The sequence below is a fragment of the Streptomyces canus genome (assembly GCF_041435015.1).
Taxonomy (GTDB): Bacteria; Actinomycetota; Actinomycetes; order Streptomycetales; family Streptomycetaceae; genus Streptomyces; species Streptomyces canus_G.
Genome location: NZ_CP107989.1, coordinates 7,337,866 through 7,353,360, shown reverse-complemented (window position 1 = coordinate 7,353,360; position 15,495 = coordinate 7,337,866). Strand labels below are relative to the sequence as shown.

Below are 15,495 nucleotides of genomic sequence, written 5' to 3'. Positions count from 1 at the left end.
CCGGTTAACTTGTGCGAAACAAATGGGTCACGCCCGAGAAACCACCCGTCCCTAGGGTCGTGGACAGCGTGTGCCACCGCACTGGCCGCACGAACGAACTACCACCCCGGTCCAGGAACGGTCGGGAGTAGGAGGAGCTGGATGTTCCAGAACGCCGACGAGGCCAAGAAGTTCATCGCGGACGAGGACGTCAAGTTCGTCGACGTCCGCTTCTGCGACCTGCCGGGCGTCATGCAGCACTTCACGCTGCCCGTCGAGGCGTTCGACCCGGACGAGGAGCTCGCGTTCGACGGCTCGTCGATCCGTGGCTTCCAGGCCATCCACGAGTCCGACATGGCGCTGCGCGCGGACCTGTCGACCGCCCGGGTCGACTCCTTCCGCCGCGACAAGACGCTGAACATCAACTTCTTCATCCACGACCCGATCACCGGCGAGCAGTACAGCCGTGACCCGCGGAACGTGGCGAAGAAGGCCGAGGCCTACCTCGCCTCCACCGGTATCGCCGACACCGCGTACTTCGGCCCCGAGGCCGAGTTCTACGTGTTCGACAGCGTGCGCTTCGCCACCTCGTCGAACGAGTCCTTCTACCACATCGACTCCGAGGCGGGCGCCTGGAACACCGGTGCGGTGGAGGACAACCGCGGTTACAAGGTCCGCTACAAGGGCGGCTACTTCCCGGTCCCGCCGGTCGACCACTTCGCCGACCTGCGTGCCGAGATCTCCCTCGAGCTGGCCAAGTCCGGCCTCCAGGTGGAGCGCCAGCACCACGAGGTGGGCACCGCCGGCCAGGCCGAGATCAACTACAAGTTCAACACGCTGCTCGCCGCGGCCGACGACCTCCAGCTCTTCAAGTACATCGTGAAGAACGTCGCCTGGCGCAACGGCAAGACCGCGACCTTCATGCCGAAGCCGATCTTCGGTGACAACGGCTCGGGCATGCACGTCCACCAGTCGCTGTGGACGGGCGGCCAGCCGCTCTTCTACGACGAGGCCGGTTACGCGGGCCTGTCGGACACCGCCCGCTACTACATCGGCGGCATCCTCAAGCACGCCCCGTCGCTGCTGGCCTTCACCAACCCGACGGTGAACTCCTACCACCGTCTGGTGCCGGGCTTCGAGGCGCCGATCAACCTGGTGTACTCGCAGCGCAACCGCTCCGCGGCCATGCGTATCCCGATCACGGGCTCCAACCCGAAGGCCAAGCGCGTCGAGTTCCGCGCGCCCGACTCCTCCGGCAACCCGTACCTCGCCTTCTCGGCCCTGCTCCTCGCGGGCCTGGACGGCATCAAGAACAAGATCGAGCCGGCCGAGCCGATCGACAAGGACCTCTACGAGCTGGCTCCCGAGGAGCACGCGAACGTCGCCCAGGTCCCGACCTCCCTCCCGGCCGTCCTCGACCGCCTCGAGGCCGACCACGAGTTCCTCCTCCAGGGCGACGTCTTCACGCCGGACCTGATCGAGACGTGGATCGACTTCAAGCGGACGAACGAGATCGCCCCGCTCCAGCTGCGTCCGCACCCGCACGAGTTCGAGCTGTACTTCGACGTGTGATATCGCCCCAGGTCAGAGCGGTTTTCCGCTCCCCTGGGCCGTGTGTGGGCCGTCGGCCGTGTTCTTCCTCCAGTGGAAGGGCACGGCCGACGGCCTGTTTCGGGCCCCCACCGCGAGCGGCTGTCGACAGCTACGGCCCCCGCCGGCCGCTCAGGTCAGCGCATCGGCTCGCCGCCGACCGGTGTCCGCATCCGGTACGTCGAACGCGGCGTTGATGGCCCTACGGGCACGGTCCTGACTGTTCGGCATCAGGTGCGTGTACGTCCGGAGCGTGAATCCCGGGTCGGAGTGACCGAGGTACTCGGCCAAGGCCTTGATGTTCTCTCCCGAGTCCAGCAGGACCGACGCGTAGTAGTGCCGCAAGGCGTGCATGCCGTGCTCACGCGACGGTTTGAATCGCTCCCCCGGCACCCGTTCCGGGATGACGCCGGCAGCAATCAGGGCGGGCTTCCACAGGTACATGTTGAAGTAGTTCCTGTTCAGCGCCTTACGCTCCCGGGAGTAGAACAACAATTTCGCTGTGACCGGCGGGCCGTCCGGGGTCTTCCACGGCAGAGTGACGTCGATAGGGGGCCGGCAGGTGATGTGGGCGGCAAGCGCATCCGACACCACGTCGGGCAGCGGCACGTCTCGCAACTTGCCGCCCTTGGGCGGGGCGAACACCATCTGTGGACCGATCAGCTTGACCTGCCGCATGACGTGCACCGCTCCCCCGACGAAGTCGACTTCGTCGACCGCGAGCCCGAAGATCTCGCCTTGCCGCAAGCCGCATCCGGCACCGAGGTCGACAACCGGCGCGTACTGACTCGGAAGTCCGCCCCGGACAGCAACCACCCGATCCCGCGTCCACGGCTTGAGCTTCCGCCGATCCAGCTTGGGGGCCCGCACAGAACCTGCGCGGCAGGGGTTCCGGGCCAGAATGCCGTCGTCCACGGCTGCACCGAACACAGCGGAGACATTCGCGAAGACCGTCCGCTGATACGACGCTGCCATCCCGGAATCCGCGAGGGCCCGAGCCCACGTGCGGATATGGGCAGGTTGGAATGCGCTCAGAGAGCGTGAGCCGATGTAGGGGAAGGCGTGCAGCCGGAACCTCAGCTCCATGTTCACGATGGTCGAAGGGTCCGTGGTCTGGGATGCCAGCCACTGAGTGGCGAACTCCTTGAACGTGACCTTGCCGGAAGATGGGTCAACGTACTGACCACGGGTCATGTCAGCCGCAATCTGGCTCAGCCATGCTTCCGCAAGTCGCTTCTGCTTGTCCGGGAAAGACTTGCTGCGTTCGGTCCCATCCGGCGCGACGTAGCGGGCGCGGTAGCGCAAGCCCGTCCCGTATCGGTCTGTCCTTTCCCTGATCGTCTTGCCATTGGGTGCCGTCTCGGTCTTGTACCAACGGTCTTGGATGTGGCCAGCCATACGGCGGCGGTCCTTTCGACATGCAGCAGGGAGAGCCGCCAGCGCGGCTCTCCCTGCTGTGGGGTGGTTGGCTATGCGGCGCCCTGGCATGCGCTCTTGCGCTGGCTGACGTAGGTGCGCACGTCGGCCGGGTCGTAGCGAAGGTGCTTGCCGATCCGGAAGCCGGGCGGTCCAGTGCGCTTCCTGCGCCACTGGTAGACGGTTTCGAGTGGCACGCCGAACATCTCGGCGATGTCGTCAGGGGTGAGGTACCGGTCCGGGAGGCCGCCTCGGAGAGAGGCGAGGGGCCCAGGGGCCGTCGGCTTTTCCATCGGGACTCCAGGGGGACATGGCGCTTCTGTCCGAGGTTCGGATTTCTGCGTCATCGCGTCACGCCCGTCATTTGCGGCTCCGACCTGCGGTTATGCGGTGACGCGGGCAGTTCGGGACGTGTCACAGGGCGGGGCGGGGTTCTGTCACCTGTGACGCGGATGACGGGCCGTGACGCTGGGTCGGGCCGTCTGCGTCACGGTCGTAACTGCTGGCCAGCGACCGGGTTGGGGTGGCTGGTGACGTGGGTGACGCAGGGTCTCTTCTCTTAGGAAAAAAAGGGGGTGGTGTCTGTGGTGGTGTGGCGCGGCGCAGAACGCGAATGCGGAGCCGCGCAGCGGCACGCCTGTGCAGCGGCGGCACGCCGCCGGAACAACAAGAGGAGCACCAGCCGCCGGGCGGGGTGCTCCTCTTGCTTGTTGGCCGGTGCGGTCAGAAAGCCGCTTCCTGCTGGTTGAGGGCGAGCGCGGCGGCCCGGGTCATCTCGATGTAGCGGGCGGCGCTGGTGCGTCCCCAGTCGATGAGCACGCCGCGTGCGGCAAGGGTCGGTTGCAGCCGCTTGAGGCGGTCGGAGAGAACCTTGCCGGTGGTGGGCCAGCCCTTGGGCAGGGGACGGCAGTCCTCACCGCTGTAGAGGGTGGTGAGGCAGTGCAGCCACTCCGAGGACGTCATACGGATTTCGGCGCCGGCGTCGAGTCCGGCCGCGTGCTTCAGGACCGTCTGTGCCAGCAGGTCTCCTTCGATGACGTCGTCGTTGAGGTCGTCGAGGCTGGCCCGGTACGCGGCCAGTGAGCCGAAGCCGGTGGCCGCGTCGAGTTGTGCGCACAGGTGGGCGAAGTCGGCCATCCGCAGGTCGGTGGGGGTGTCCGCGTGAGCGGCCCGCACCTTGACCGTCAGGTCCAGCAGGGAGCCGAGAACGACGGGGAGGATCTCCGCGTACTCCGCCCACAGCTCTGCCTCGGTCCGCCGCACCCGGGGCCGCACCAGACGCAGCGGCAGGAGGCGTTCTGCGAGGTCGGGTCGGATGACGCCGACGTCGATACCGGTCAGCAGCATGGGGCGCCGGTAGCGGGAGCGCACGACGTCTCCATCGGTGAACAGCGCGCGCTTGATGCTCTCGGCTCCGGTGACGATGCAGCACATGAGGTCGGACAGGTCCGGGGGCAGGTGGGAGAGGTTGTCCAGGGCGGTGACCCATCCGGCAGCCACGGCCGTGATCATGTTCTCTTCGTCCTTCGGGGCCCGGCGCAGGTCGCCGCTCATTCCCTCGATGATCCGGACGAGCATCCGGCCTCCGGTGGACTTGCCCGCCCCCTGGGGGCCGGTGAGGAACGGTGCGGGGACGGGCACGGAGGGTTCCAGGCAGCCGATCAGCCAGGCGATTGCCAGGCATTCGGTCTCGGCGCCGGCGAAGTTGCACAGGCGCAGCAGGAGGTCGATGCCCTTGCCGTTGGTGTCCTTGGCGGGCAGGGGTAGTTCCCCGGTGAGCTGGGTGCGCCTCCAGCAGACTTCCTGCGGGTCGGGGGTGAGGATGTCCCAGCCGGTGGGGTGGATACGGACGGACCTGCCGTCGTTGCGGCCCAGGTCGAGCCAGGTCGCGCCGTCGAATCCGGGTGCGACGCGGATGTGGGTGGGCTGTACGTCCTCGGTCAGCGCGAGTGCTTCGATCAAGTCCAACGCCTCCTTGAGTGCCGTGCCGTTGAACACGCCGACCCCGTCCTTATAGAGGCCGACCATGAGTTCCTGCCGGTGGCTGCCGGTGGTGCCCTGGGAACGGATAGGCCGGGCCACTGGGTGGCCGTTGCGCTGCGCGTACACGGTGCCGTCGATGGTGCGGAAGTACCGGAAGTGCGCTTGCGCGTAGTCGGTGATGATCTGGCGGGCCGGAGTCTTCTCGTCCTCGGACACGGTCACATCCCCAGTGCGGTACGGGCGTTGGTCCACGCATCGGTGCAGTGCCGGACCGATTCGCCCTTGGCCTGCGCGGCGGCGAACAGCCGCGCGACATGGGCATCGGTCAGACACCCGCACCCGCCATGCGTCGACAGCACGGCGAGAAACGTGCGGTAGACGGTCGCGTGTACCGCGCTGCGGGCCTCGGTGATGCGCTGCTCCGCCATGGTGATGCCGCGATCCAGATAGGTGGGTGTGCGGTGGCGGCACTCCCTCTGTCCGCCCGTGAGAGGCGCTGAGAACGCCTGTGGCGCCCTGCGGGAAGGAGACGGCTCCTTTACTGCCAGAGCACGCACAGCGTCCGGAAGAGAGGCCATGGCGCCGATGCCGGGACCGAGCCAACGGGCGTACGCCATAAGGGACTTGACGTCCACGCCCTCGCGGACGCCGTTCACGGACCGCATGATGCCCTGGTAGAGCCAGTGCTCACCACGCGTGGTCTGCACCCTCCTGGTTGCGGGCAGCGTCGCGTGAGCCCAGCCGACGGCCGCCGCGTTGTCGAGATCGACGATGGTCAGCCCGGTGCCGCCGGGGTGGTAGGCCACCGCCGCCGCCTCTCCCCACGCTCGCGCCCATTCCGGGGAGCGCAGGACCGTGGGGTCGGTGGTGGCGGCGGCCCAGGCGTGGCACGGGCGCGGGCAGGTGCAGGGCCCGGAGGTTTTCATGTTCGGCCGGCCGCCGCACGCGTTCTTGGCGCAGGCCGGGCAGTTGCCGAACGGCACCTTTCCCGCCCGCAGCGGCAGGACCGGCACGCCAGCGGCGGCGAGGTCCAACGCGGCCCGCAGATGGCTGTCGACGGTGTTCATGCGGCCACCCCCAGCGTCGGAGCGAGCGAGGCGAGGAACGCGGCGCCGATCCATTGCGTGTAGGCGGGCGGTAGGGCCTCGCGCAACCTCAGGTGGTCGGTGGACCAGTCGATGTGCTTGGCGGCGCGGATCTCGTCCACGGTGGCTTTGCCGCCTCCCTCGCCGTACGCGGCGACGTACGGGCCCTCGCGGTAGATGCCGTGGCGCCAACCCCGCACGTAGCCGCGGTGCTTGGGGTGCGCGGGTTGTGTGGTGGTCCAGCCTCCGAGTTCGAAGTAGCGGTGCATGAGCACCCCCAGGCCGAACATCTCACCGCACAGCCGCAGGTCTTTGCGAACCTCGGAGCCGGCCACGTTCTCCATCACGAACGGCCGGCCGGTGGCTTCCAGGGCGGCCCGGGTCGGGACGATGAGCCGGGGGTAGGTGCGGCCGATCGCCGCGTTCCTGGCCCGGTTGGTGCCCTTGGTCGGGGCGCCCTCACCCTGGCACGGCGGGGAGGCGTGGATGAAGTCGAAGGTGTGGCCGTGGGCGCGGATGAACTCAATCGCGTCGCCCTGGTGGAAGACATCACCGCAGTAATCCGGCTGCGCCTGGATGTCCACGCCGGTGACGTGGCAGCCGGGCAGCGCGCGCTTGAAGCCCTTGGTGGCGCCGCCGATGCACGCGTAGGCGTCCAGGACCCGGAAGGGTCGGAAGGTATCCGGCACTCGCCGGATCTCGGTGGGTTGGGTCATCCTGGATGTCTCCAGTTCCTTGATGGTGACTGGCTGGACAAGGGCGGCCCCGTGATCTTTGGCGAGATGAGGGGGGCCGCCCTTGGCATAGCTACAGGTCGGGGGAGAGTGAGCGGGCGTACTGCTGTCGGACGTAGGCGCGCGGGTCGCAGATCACGCCGGGCTGGTCGAGGTCGAGCAGGTACAGGGCCGCCGCAACGGCCGTCTCGGTGACGTCGCCGGGGGTGTCGGGCTCGTCGAGCAGGGCGATGCGGTCCAGCAGGGCGGCCTTGCGGAGGTAGAAGTCGCGGCCCAGCTCGGTGAAGCACTTCAGGGCGGCGAGGGTGCGGGCCGTCCATCCGATTTCGTCGAGGATGCTCGGGGCTTTGGCGTAGGCCTGCTCCGGGGTGGGCCAGGCTGCCGGGGTGGGGCGGTCGGTGTCGTCGGGGTCGCAGATGGCACGGATCTCGAACACGGCTCTCCTTTAGCGGTGGTCGTTGTGGGTACGGGCGAAGATCCCGCGCGTATGGGTGGTGGTGTGCTCCTGGTGGATCGGCCCGCTGTAGTGGTGGTGGTGCTCGTCGGGGGCGGCCTCGGCGACGCGGGTGAACAGGCGGGCCAGGGCGAGGATGGGCACGGCGACAGCGGCCGGGGCGGCGCAGATCATGCCGATGACGGTCGGGTCCGCCTGTCGAGAGGCGATCAGGACCCCGATGGCGATCAGGCCCGGGGGGACGGTGGCGAGTCCGGCGGTGAGCATGAGGCGGCTCGCGTCCACGGCCCGCTGGGACATCGGCGGCACACCCGGCTGGACGACCGGGGGCGTGTCGCCGTGGGCGGGCAGAGGACTGGTGTCGCGGTAGGAGGTCGGCACGCTGAGGGCGGGTCGGTAGGCGTCGGCGATGATCCGTCGGGCCTCGGCATCGGCCACGTCCTCGCTCATCCGGACGTCGGAGCGAGCGGTGTCGGGGGCGTGTTCGGAGTGCATGCGGAATCCCTTCGAGGGGTGGTTTGGGGAGGCAGGGACACCCCCTGCCGGGGGCGTTCTGGAGGGGGTTTCAGGGGGGTGACCTGGGGTGCCTCCCCGCCTCCCCGAAACGGTGTCTTCGCTGATCAAGGCGGGGGAGGCGGTGCGGGGAGGCGGTTGGGGAGTTCTCCCCGCCTCCCCGCGTCAGCAGGGTGTGCCTCCCCGGGGTCAGGAGGCGGAAGCGGAACCGTCCGTGTCGCGGTCGGAGAGGGCGCGGGTGATGTCCTCGGCACGCACGACCATGCGGCCGTGGGACTTCTTCGCCTCGGTACCGGCCGCCTCCAGGACGCGGGTGAGATCGCCGAACGACCACCGCCCGTAGGCGTCCGCGTCGAGGGCGCCGAGCTTCCTTATGACGTCCTGGGTGAGCATCCGCTTCTCGTCGGCGAGCACGGTCAGGATGTCGGCGAGCGCATCCCGCTCCTCGCCGCGCTCGACCGCGCGCAGGGTGGTGACTCCGTCGCGCAGGGCCTTGGCCCGTGCGGCGATCTCGGCGGCCGGCTCGTCGTCGATGAAGTGGGTCCGCACCGTGATGGACGGCTGCCCGGCCGGGATGGTGATGCCGTCGGAGGCGACCACCAGGGTTCCCTTGTCCAACCCCTGACGCAGCAGGTGCGGGGCAGCGCCGGCGTTGACGGCCTTGGCACCGAGCGCCATCTCAGCCTGTGACTCGGTGCCCACCACGAGGGAGGCGCGGGTGTGGGCACCCTCGCGGACCAGCTTGGGAAGGTTCTGGTCGGTGGGGTCCTGCGTGCCCTGCCACATCAGCACGTCGACCGCACGGCCCTGGTTGTGGATCTCACGGACGGCCATGAAGTAGCGGGATGTGGCCTTGGAGCCGCCGTAGGGTCGCTTGTCCTCACCCTTGGCCGGGCACATGAACGCCTTCTGCGCTTCGTCCACCAGCACGATCAGCGGCGGGAACACGATGCTCGGGTCCCGGCGTTGCGCTTCGATCCGCCGGTTCATCTCCTCCACCGCGTCCTCGACCATCTCGGTCGCCTGGATGCAGTGGTCATCGGAGGGGCCCTCGATCAGCACCTTCGCGATGCCCTCGAACACGGCCCAGTCGCCGATGCCCTTCAGGTCGGCGATCCAGAACTGCACCGTCCGGTCCAGGGACAGCCACAGGGCGAGCGCGCGCAGGGCGGCGGTCTTGCCCTGGTTGGACAGACCCGTGACCAGCAGGTGCCGCTGATACAGGCTGATCATCGCGGCGTCGCCGCGCAGGTCCTGGCCCCATGGCGCCTTGCCGGTCTGGTAGTTGGCGGTCATGGTCTCGTCGGTGACCAGCGGGGACGGGCCGATCGGCTCGTCCAGCGCGCCGGAGTCGGCGATCCATAGCCGCACGGTGCGGGCCGCTTCGGGGATGGTGATGAACACCTCGTGTTCGTGCCGGGTCAGGTTCTCAGCGAGCTTGCGCCGCTTGGCCTGCACCTCGTTCGTGGCCACTCCCGAGGGCAGGGTGACGTCGACCTCGACTCCGCATCCGGCGATCCGGATCGGTCCCAGCATGCTCGCGCCGGCGTCGCCCATTTCCTTGATGGCGTTGCGCATGGCGGGGATGCCGAGATCCCGCAGGGCCTTGACGACGATGGACGGGGTGATCGGCTCACCCTCGCCGTTGCGGACGTTGGCCGGCATGACCCAAGCGGGTGCGGCCTGCTGCTTGCTGCCGACCGCCCACATGCCCAGCAGGGCCAGCAACGGGCCGATCACGAGGGCGGGACCCCACACGACCTGCACGATCCGGATCAGCAGCCCGATGAACTCGATCGTGGCCGCGAGCGGGGTGATGACGTCGGTGACGTCGTGGTTGTTGATGGCCATCACGACCCCGAGCGCGACCAGCACACCGATGCTCATGCCGACGCCGACCCCGACACCCTTGGCCACGTCGACCGGGGAGTGGAGCAGGTCCATGCGGCGGCGGTGGCGGGCCTCACGGAAGCGCTGAAGACGCTCCTCCCACTCCTCGGCAACCTCGTAGTTGCCCGCGGCTTCCGCCGCACGGAGCATGCGCTCGTAGCGGGCACCGGTCTTGCCGTCCCAGGTACGGCGGGCCACGATCCGGCCCCCGTTGACGGTGTAGAGGCCGTGGCGGACGATCGCACGGCCGGTGGACCTGGTGCGCTCATCGGTGGCGATCCGCTTGAGGTTCCGCCCGGAGCGCACCCACAGCGGCACGATCGGCGCGGGCGGGGCGTCGGGGACCACCGTCAAGGTGGTCACGGACGCGTCGGCGGACGGTTCGGGGTCGGGGGTTTTGTGGAGGCTGACGACGTTCTCGGACATGCTGGAAGTACTCCTGACTGCCCCGTTCGGGGCGGGAGTTGCGGGAGGGTGCCGGGGTGGCCGGGTCCGTGGCAGGGACGGTCACCCCGGCGTTCGAGGGCGTACGGGCCGCGCGTCAGGCGGCGGGAAGAGTGCTGGTGGGCGCGGTCACCACCAGCGGGACGGCTTCTTGGGCACGAGGTTCGGGCAGCCGTTGCGCATGTGGTCTACGCACTGCGGGCAGTCCTCGCGCGCCCGCAGGCGGCGGTGAATGCTCCGGTCGTGGGCGTGCTGCCAGCACTGCGGGCACTCACCCGGCGGCGTGGCCTTGGGGGCCACGCTCACCACCAGCCGGAGGACTTCTTGGCGGCCTTGTCCTTGGCGGCCTCGGTCACGATGCGCTGCCGCTCGCCCTGAAGCGCGGTGAGTTCGGCGATCAGCCGGGTCTCAGCAGACGTCGAGACCCTGTCCATCTGCTGTTCGGCACGGGCGGCACTCTTGCCCCGCGCAACCTTGTAGGAGCCGCCGGCCAGCGCCCGCAGCACCTGGCGGCGCTCCTGTCCGGTCAGCGGCCACATCTCACCGTTGCGGACCGCTTCCAGCTTGCGCTCCGTCAGCCTGATCTCCTTGTCCAGGCGACGGGTATCGGGCTTACCCATGTCAACTCCCTGTCTGAGCAGCGTGGTTGGCGTCGATGCAGATCCCGCACAGGCCGTAGCGGCGCGAAATGCAGTAGCTGTAGGTGATCCGGCAGGCCGGGCAGGTGCGGCGGGCGAGCATGGCCAGGGCGAGGGCGCCCCACTTGCGCGAGGTCATCGGCCGTACCGGCAGCGCGAGGTCGACGCGGTACAGGTAGGCGACGCGCGGTGTGCTGGTACGGCGGTTGATGCGCATGGCCTGCGCCGCGATCGGCTGACCGCCCGGACGCAGGCCCCGGGCCCGTAACTGCCGGCGCGTGGCCAGTCCGTCCGGGGCCAGGCGCCACGGGTAGGTCGGTATCCCGTAGCGGGCGCCGTCGGGGTCGAAGCACTTGCCCCACGCGGCGGACATCACGGCGTCCCGACCGTGGCGGCACGCTCGGCAAGGAGCGTGTCCCGCAGCGTCCGCGCGTTCGCGGGCGAGGTGTGCACCTCGCGGCGGATGCCCTCAGCGGTGATCTGCGCGTCCGGCCAACCGGCCGTCACGGTGCGCGCCTCAGCGAGCAGCTGCTCGGGGGTGCGCTTGGGCCGCGCCGCTCGGGCCGCCGCAGGGACCCGACCGGTCGCCCGACGCGATCGCGTCGACGCGGCAGCCGATACCCGGCGCACGGTCGGCGTGACCGGGGTCGCGACGATCGACGGGGCATTCGCGGGAACGGGCTTGAGCGCCACGGCCGACTTCAGGAAGTCGACCGGGACCGGATCGGGCACCCGCACCACCGTCGCGGTGATCGGCGCGGGGGTCGATTCCGGCAGGTCAGCAGTAGACCGATTCCTCTCGGTCTCGGTAGATTCCTCCGCATTCGTGTCTGCGGTCGGAATCGGGGCGGGGCGGTGGTGCAGCACCTTGGCGACCAGATCGGAACCGAAGTAGATCGACCCGACCGGAAGCGACGTGGCGAGCAGGACCAGCGCCCAGTTGGCGGGGTCCCAGTCGGCGAGCCGCCCCCAGTCGACCGTCCGGCCGTGCAGGGCGGGGACCAGACCGTGAACGTAGTTGAGGACCAGCGAGGCGCCGGTGTAGGTGCCCAGCACCCGCAGCGCGAACGTCCGATCACGGCCGACCAGAACGAGCGTGGCGACCAGCGCGAGCGCCATCAGGCCGTCGACCACGAACGGGTAGAGGGTGGCGGCGGTCTGGTCCGCGCCCACCGCGTTGGCGATGTCCCGCAGCGCGTTCCAGGAGACCCGGAACGCCATGCCGACCACGACCACCAGGGCGAGGACGAGAGCGATACGGCCCGTGCGGTTCATCGGGCACCACCCCTCAGGCGCCGCCCGTGCCGCACCCAGCCGATCACCTGCACGAAGCAACCGGCCGCCACCAGATAGCGCCAGGCGTCCTCGTGGGTGACGAACACGGCCGTCGTACCGGCCATCGACGCCAGCGCCCCCGCCATAACGAGCAGGAGCCACCCGCGACGCGGGGAAAGAGTCGACATCATGCCGCACCCCCGGGCAGTGTGACGCCAGCGCTGCGGTTGGCCAGGGCCCGCCGCTCGCTCAGCACCCGGTTGCGTGCGCGGCGGATGCGTCGGGTGTCCAGTTCGGTCGGGGTGCGGTCGAGGGTGATGATCTGCGCGTCGAGCAGGTCGACGCGCGCCAGGATCAGCGGCATCTCCTGCTCGATCGCGTCCAGCTCCGCATCCGTCGGCTCCATGAAGTTGGCGAAGTCGGCGAACGGCGTCCAGTCATCAGACGCCGTAACAATGCCCTGAACAGTGACGATGTGTTCCATTGGGTCGTGGTTCCTCTCAGCAGGGGAACGGCCCGAACAGCGGCCCCGGGTCTAGCCACCCGGGGCCGCGCGCCGTTGAAGTCGGAACATCCGGCTCCCCTCAGCGCCGCTCGTACGAGACGAGCGGCGGAGGCAACCGGTCGCAGTAGTGCTGCGAAGTTGAGTCGCGCTGTACCGCGCACGGGGACAAGACCCATGCGCGCCCGTCCGCTTGCTTGCGGAGGTGGGACGGGCTTCCCTCAGACACTCTGTTGAGTTCTCAACCAATGCGCGCTCACTTTGTACTCACCCCTGCGGGCTTTCCTCCGGGCACTATTCGTGCAGGTCAAGCGACACAAGAGGGCTTCCCCGAGCGCTGCTTAGGGGGGGTTGCCATCTCGCTTGTTAGGTACCGTAGGCAAACCCAAGGCTGCGCGCAACCCCCTCTCGCGATACAGTTCGCTAGCCCCCCTAGGCGGAGATTGGAGCACTGTGCACGACGACATGAAGCGGGTGGCTGAGACTGCGGTCCCGGTCGAGCGGGCCAAGGCTGCGATTGACCTGATGGCGACCTATCAGGGGTGGGTGCTGGAGCTTTCCCGCATCCGCCGCGAGGCCATCGAAGAGGCGCAGGCGTCAGGCATGACGCAAGCGGAAATCGCCGCGAAGCTGGGTGTGAGTCGAGGGCGGGTCGGGCAGCTGGCGTCCGCTGGGCCGCCCCCGGAGAGGGCGTTCTTCGGTACGGACCTGGTCACTGTTTCCCTCGGCGGGAAGCCCGAGGCGGGCAAGGGGCCCGACGAGAACCCGAGTGCGGTCGTGGTGCAGGAAGACCTCGACAACTTCGAGCATCTGCGCAAGCTTCTCGGCGGCATGAAGCTTGAGGCTCAGTACGAGGTGATCCCACCGACCGGCATCGTCAACCTCAACCGGGACAACCACGTGGTCATCTGCGGACCTCGGTTGTCGCCCATCGTTGCCCAGGTGCTCGAGGGGGACGACAACCTGCGGTTTGAGAAGGACCGTGCCTGGCACCTGCTGGACCAAAGGACCGGCGAGGAGTTCCGGTCCCCTATGGATGAGGACGGATCCGCCGGCGATTTCGGTTACCTCGGACGCCTTCCGCGTCTGGACGGGCGTGGGACGTTCTTGTACATCGCCGGTATCCACGCCATAGGCGCGAACGGAGTCGTGCACTACTTGGAGCACAACCTGGCAGAGCTGTACAGGGAGGTCCGTACGCGGCGCTTCTCAACGCTGATCTCGTGCCGCTACAACCCCGAGACGCTGGAAGTGCTGGAGAGCCGCCGCGTCACCCCGCTGTACCGACACGAGGGCTGATCATGCGCGTCTGCTTTGAAACGCAAGGTGGGGGAGCCAATGCCAACGAAGATTGGGTGGCCGGCACTCCCACACTCGCCGTGGTGCTAGATGGCCTCAGTACGGCTGGACTGTCCACAGGATGCCGCCATGGCGTCCCGTGGTACGTCGCCCACCTCGGGGGGTCCCTTCTAGCCGCTCTCGCAGACCTCGACCGGCCCCTTTCGGAGGGCTTCGCCGATGCCCTCGAACGCGTAGCGGCGATGCATCCGAACTGCGACCTCAGTGACCCTGGGACGCCATCGGCCACGGTTGCGATCCTGCGGCACAAATACGGGGTTCTTGAGCACCTAGTGCTGGCCGATTCACCGATCGTCTTCGACGGCCCCGAGGACTACAACGTGATCAGTGACCTACGAGTGGACGATGTATTGCCTGAACTGCGGGCCGAGGTCGAGAGTCACCAGACTCACACCCCAGGGCACAGGGAGGCGCTACAGCGCTTCATACTTGCTCAGCGGCAACTCCGAAACACGCCGGGGGGCTACTGGGTGGCCGCTGCCCACCCAGATGCGGCACAACACGCCCTGACTGGTACTACACCAATGAAGGGCGTACGGTCGGCCGCCGTTATGTCGGACGGCGTGTCGAGGCTGGTCACGGAGTACGGCATGGCGACCTGGTCCGATGTCTTCGCCACGCTTCAGACCGGAGGGCCGCGCAAGCTGGTTGAGGCCGTGCGGAAGGTCGAGGCCACAGATCCGACGGGTCTCCGATGGCCGCGCTACAAGTCTGGGGACGATGCAACTGTGGCTTACTGCCAGTGGTGAACGTGGAGGGCCCGAGGGCTCTCGTCCGGCAGATGCCACGCGGACGGTTTGGCGGCGTTGGGGCAGGCCTCACGAAAGGTTCTTTGCGGTGAAGCTATTTATGGACGAGTCAGGAAACGGAAATACCTCCCAGCCGCTGATCGTCGGCGCGGTTGAACTGGGCGAAGATGCAGATGACATAGAGGAAAAAATTCGGGATTTGCATAAAAGGCTATCTGCGAAGAGCAGCCTGGCCGGACTTACCAGCTTCGAAGAATTTCGCAAGAACGGTTTTCACAGCTCGACCAATCCGCTAGAGGTCTCCGGCCCATTCCTAGAGCTCATGCGGACCACTTTCTTTAGGTCATACATGGTCGTAACCGATCGAACGGGTGTCCCCAGCGACACGGAATCCGGGGCGATCGAGTCCATGTATGTGAAATTGCTGAGTGATCTATTGATCCGTCATCGCCGCGAATCTGAGTTGCTTTGCTACATAGAGCAAAGCGAGGGTATGGCGGCAATTATTCGCCGACTTCCCGGTAACGTCGCCAGGCAGGCCTATAAAACGATCGGCAAATCCGCACCATTGCCGCAGTTGAAGATCACAATGGTCGCCAAGAGTGACTACATGTCTACGGCCATCATCGACTATGTCATGGCAGCAGTAAGTAGATGGATCCAAGCGGGCTGCACCACAAAACCGAAAGACTGGGCCTATAGGGCATTCCGCGAGATCGAGCCGACCATTTCCATGCTCTATTCATTCGAGCACGGTCGCATCTCTAGCCGGAAGGACCCACTTCATTGAAGCATGATATGATCGCGAAGCGAGGTAGGGCCGCGGTCAACGTTGTGCGCGAGTTCGCGTGCGTTGCATGATAGTCCTTGCATGGGAGTGCGAC

General features: G+C 67.7%; 18 protein-coding genes. 4 read left to right on the top strand and 14 right to left on the bottom strand.

Annotation, left to right across the window (positions count from 1 at the left end):
• The first annotated feature begins 141 nt into the window (after positions 1-141).
• Complete coding sequence (gene glnA, locus OG841_RS33575) at positions 142-1,551, top strand: type I glutamate--ammonia ligase (RefSeq protein WP_266565829.1); 1,410 nt, start codon at positions 142-144, stop codon at positions 1,549-1,551.
• Between the two features lie 150 nt (positions 1,552-1,701).
• Here glnA and OG841_RS33570 read toward each other — a convergent pair whose 3' ends face one another.
• The 14 genes from OG841_RS33570 to OG841_RS33505 all read right to left on the bottom strand — a co-directional run bounded on the left by OG841_RS33570 (position 1,702) and on the right by OG841_RS33505 (position 12,485).
• Entirely contained in the window at positions 1,702-2,967 is a 1,266-nt protein-coding gene (locus OG841_RS33570; RefSeq protein WP_371567843.1) for a tyrosine-type recombinase/integrase, read from the bottom strand.
• A gap of 71 nt (positions 2,968-3,038) precedes the next feature.
• On the bottom strand, positions 3,039-3,278 hold the full coding sequence (locus OG841_RS33565; protein ID WP_328783315.1) for a helix-turn-helix domain-containing protein: 240 nt from the start codon (positions 3,276-3,278) through the stop codon (positions 3,039-3,041).
• A 430-nt stretch (positions 3,279-3,708) separates the two neighbouring features.
• Positions 3,709-5,184: an ATP-binding protein gene (locus OG841_RS33560; RefSeq protein ID WP_371567839.1), complete on the bottom strand. Its 1,476-nt coding sequence runs from the start codon at positions 5,182-5,184 to the stop codon at positions 3,709-3,711.
• 2 nt (positions 5,185-5,186) lie between these two features.
• Positions 5,187-6,035, bottom strand: coding sequence for a bifunctional DNA primase/polymerase (locus tag OG841_RS33555; RefSeq protein WP_371567836.1), 849 nt, complete (start codon positions 6,033-6,035; stop codon positions 5,187-5,189).
• Entirely contained in the window at positions 6,032-6,769 is a 738-nt protein-coding gene (locus tag OG841_RS33550; RefSeq protein ID WP_371567833.1) for a DNA methylase, read from the bottom strand. The genes OG841_RS33555 and OG841_RS33550 overlap by 4 nt, the downstream gene beginning before the upstream one ends.
• 91 nt (positions 6,770-6,860) lie before the next feature.
• Positions 6,861-7,223, bottom strand: a complete 363-nt coding sequence (locus tag OG841_RS33545; protein WP_371567830.1) for a hypothetical protein — start codon at positions 7,221-7,223, stop codon at positions 6,861-6,863.
• 9 nt (positions 7,224-7,232) lie between these two features.
• Complete coding sequence (locus tag OG841_RS33540) at positions 7,233-7,736, bottom strand: hypothetical protein (protein ID WP_371567827.1); 504 nt, start codon at positions 7,734-7,736, stop codon at positions 7,233-7,235.
• A 207-nt stretch (positions 7,737-7,943) separates the two neighbouring features.
• The gene (locus OG841_RS33535) at positions 7,944-10,070 is read right to left on the bottom strand and encodes an FtsK/SpoIIIE domain-containing protein (protein ID WP_371567825.1); all 2,127 of its coding nucleotides are present in this window, start codon (positions 10,068-10,070) and stop codon (positions 7,944-7,946) included.
• A 147-nt stretch (positions 10,071-10,217) separates the two neighbouring features.
• Entirely contained in the window at positions 10,218-10,400 is a 183-nt protein-coding gene (locus tag OG841_RS33530) for a pRL2-8 (protein ID WP_371570897.1), read from the bottom strand.
• Positions 10,391-10,708: a hypothetical protein gene (locus OG841_RS33525; RefSeq protein WP_371567822.1), complete on the bottom strand. Its 318-nt coding sequence runs from the start codon at positions 10,706-10,708 to the stop codon at positions 10,391-10,393. The genes OG841_RS33530 and OG841_RS33525 overlap by 10 nt, the downstream gene beginning before the upstream one ends.
• Position 10,709: 1 nt before the next feature.
• A complete protein-coding gene (locus OG841_RS33520; protein WP_371567820.1) occupies positions 10,710-11,099 on the bottom strand; it encodes an RRQRL motif-containing zinc-binding protein in 390 nt (129 codons plus the stop codon).
• A complete protein-coding gene (locus OG841_RS33515) occupies positions 11,099-12,001 on the bottom strand; it encodes a DUF2637 domain-containing protein (RefSeq protein WP_371567818.1) in 903 nt (300 codons plus the stop codon). Before OG841_RS33515 ends, OG841_RS33520 begins: the two co-directional genes overlap by 1 nt.
• Positions 11,998-12,192 (bottom strand): hypothetical protein, encoded by a 195-nt coding sequence (locus OG841_RS33510; protein ID WP_371567815.1) that lies wholly within the window; start codon positions 12,190-12,192, stop codon positions 11,998-12,000. Before OG841_RS33510 ends, OG841_RS33515 begins: the two co-directional genes overlap by 4 nt.
• On the bottom strand, positions 12,189-12,485 hold the full coding sequence (locus tag OG841_RS33505; RefSeq protein WP_371567812.1) for a DUF6284 family protein: 297 nt from the start codon (positions 12,483-12,485) through the stop codon (positions 12,189-12,191). Before OG841_RS33505 ends, OG841_RS33510 begins: the two co-directional genes overlap by 4 nt.
• A 471-nt stretch (positions 12,486-12,956) precedes the next feature.
• Here OG841_RS33505 and OG841_RS33500 point away from each other — a divergent pair, with 471 nt between their 5' ends.
• From OG841_RS33500 to OG841_RS33490, 3 genes are all read left to right on the top strand, one after another.
• Positions 12,957-13,802 carry a sigma factor-like helix-turn-helix DNA-binding protein gene (locus OG841_RS33500; protein ID WP_371567809.1) on the top strand — a complete coding sequence of 282 codons (846 nt, stop codon included), beginning with the start codon at positions 12,957-12,959 and terminating at the stop codon, positions 13,800-13,802.
• 56 nt (positions 13,803-13,858) lie between these two features.
• A complete protein-coding gene (locus OG841_RS33495) occupies positions 13,859-14,611 on the top strand; it encodes a hypothetical protein (protein WP_371567806.1) in 753 nt (250 codons plus the stop codon).
• Between the two features lie 88 nt (positions 14,612-14,699).
• Entirely contained in the window at positions 14,700-15,401 is a 702-nt protein-coding gene (locus OG841_RS33490; RefSeq protein ID WP_371567803.1) for a hypothetical protein, read from the top strand.
• Positions 15,402-15,495: the final 94 nt, after the last annotated feature.

Coding starts and splice junctions, on each gene's coding strand:
- glnA (WP_266565829.1), top strand. CDS start 142: ATGTTCCAGAACGCCGACGAGGCCAAGAAGTTCATCGCGGACGAGGAC.
- OG841_RS33570 (WP_371567843.1), bottom strand. CDS start 2,967: ATGGCTGGCCACATCCAAGACCGTTGGTACAAGACCGAGACGGCACCC.
- OG841_RS33565 (WP_328783315.1), bottom strand. CDS start 3,278: ATGGAAAAGCCGACGGCCCCTGGGCCCCTCGCCTCTCTCCGAGGCGGC.
- OG841_RS33555 (WP_371567836.1), bottom strand. CDS start 6,035: ATGAACACCGTCGACAGCCATCTGCGGGCCGCGTTGGACCTCGCCGCC.
- OG841_RS33550 (WP_371567833.1), bottom strand. CDS start 6,769: ATGACCCAACCCACCGAGATCCGGCGAGTGCCGGATACCTTCCGACCC.
- OG841_RS33540 (WP_371567827.1), bottom strand. CDS start 7,736: ATGCACTCCGAACACGCCCCCGACACCGCTCGCTCCGACGTCCGGATG.
- OG841_RS33535 (WP_371567825.1), bottom strand. CDS start 10,070: ATGTCCGAGAACGTCGTCAGCCTCCACAAAACCCCCGACCCCGAACCG.
- OG841_RS33525 (WP_371567822.1), bottom strand. CDS start 10,708: ATGGGTAAGCCCGATACCCGTCGCCTGGACAAGGAGATCAGGCTGACG.
- OG841_RS33520 (WP_371567820.1), bottom strand. CDS start 11,099: ATGTCCGCCGCGTGGGGCAAGTGCTTCGACCCCGACGGCGCCCGCTAC.
- OG841_RS33515 (WP_371567818.1), bottom strand. CDS start 12,001: ATGAACCGCACGGGCCGTATCGCTCTCGTCCTCGCCCTGGTGGTCGTG.
- OG841_RS33510 (WP_371567815.1), bottom strand. CDS start 12,192: ATGATGTCGACTCTTTCCCCGCGTCGCGGGTGGCTCCTGCTCGTTATG.
- OG841_RS33505 (WP_371567812.1), bottom strand. CDS start 12,485: ATGGAACACATCGTCACTGTTCAGGGCATTGTTACGGCGTCTGATGAC.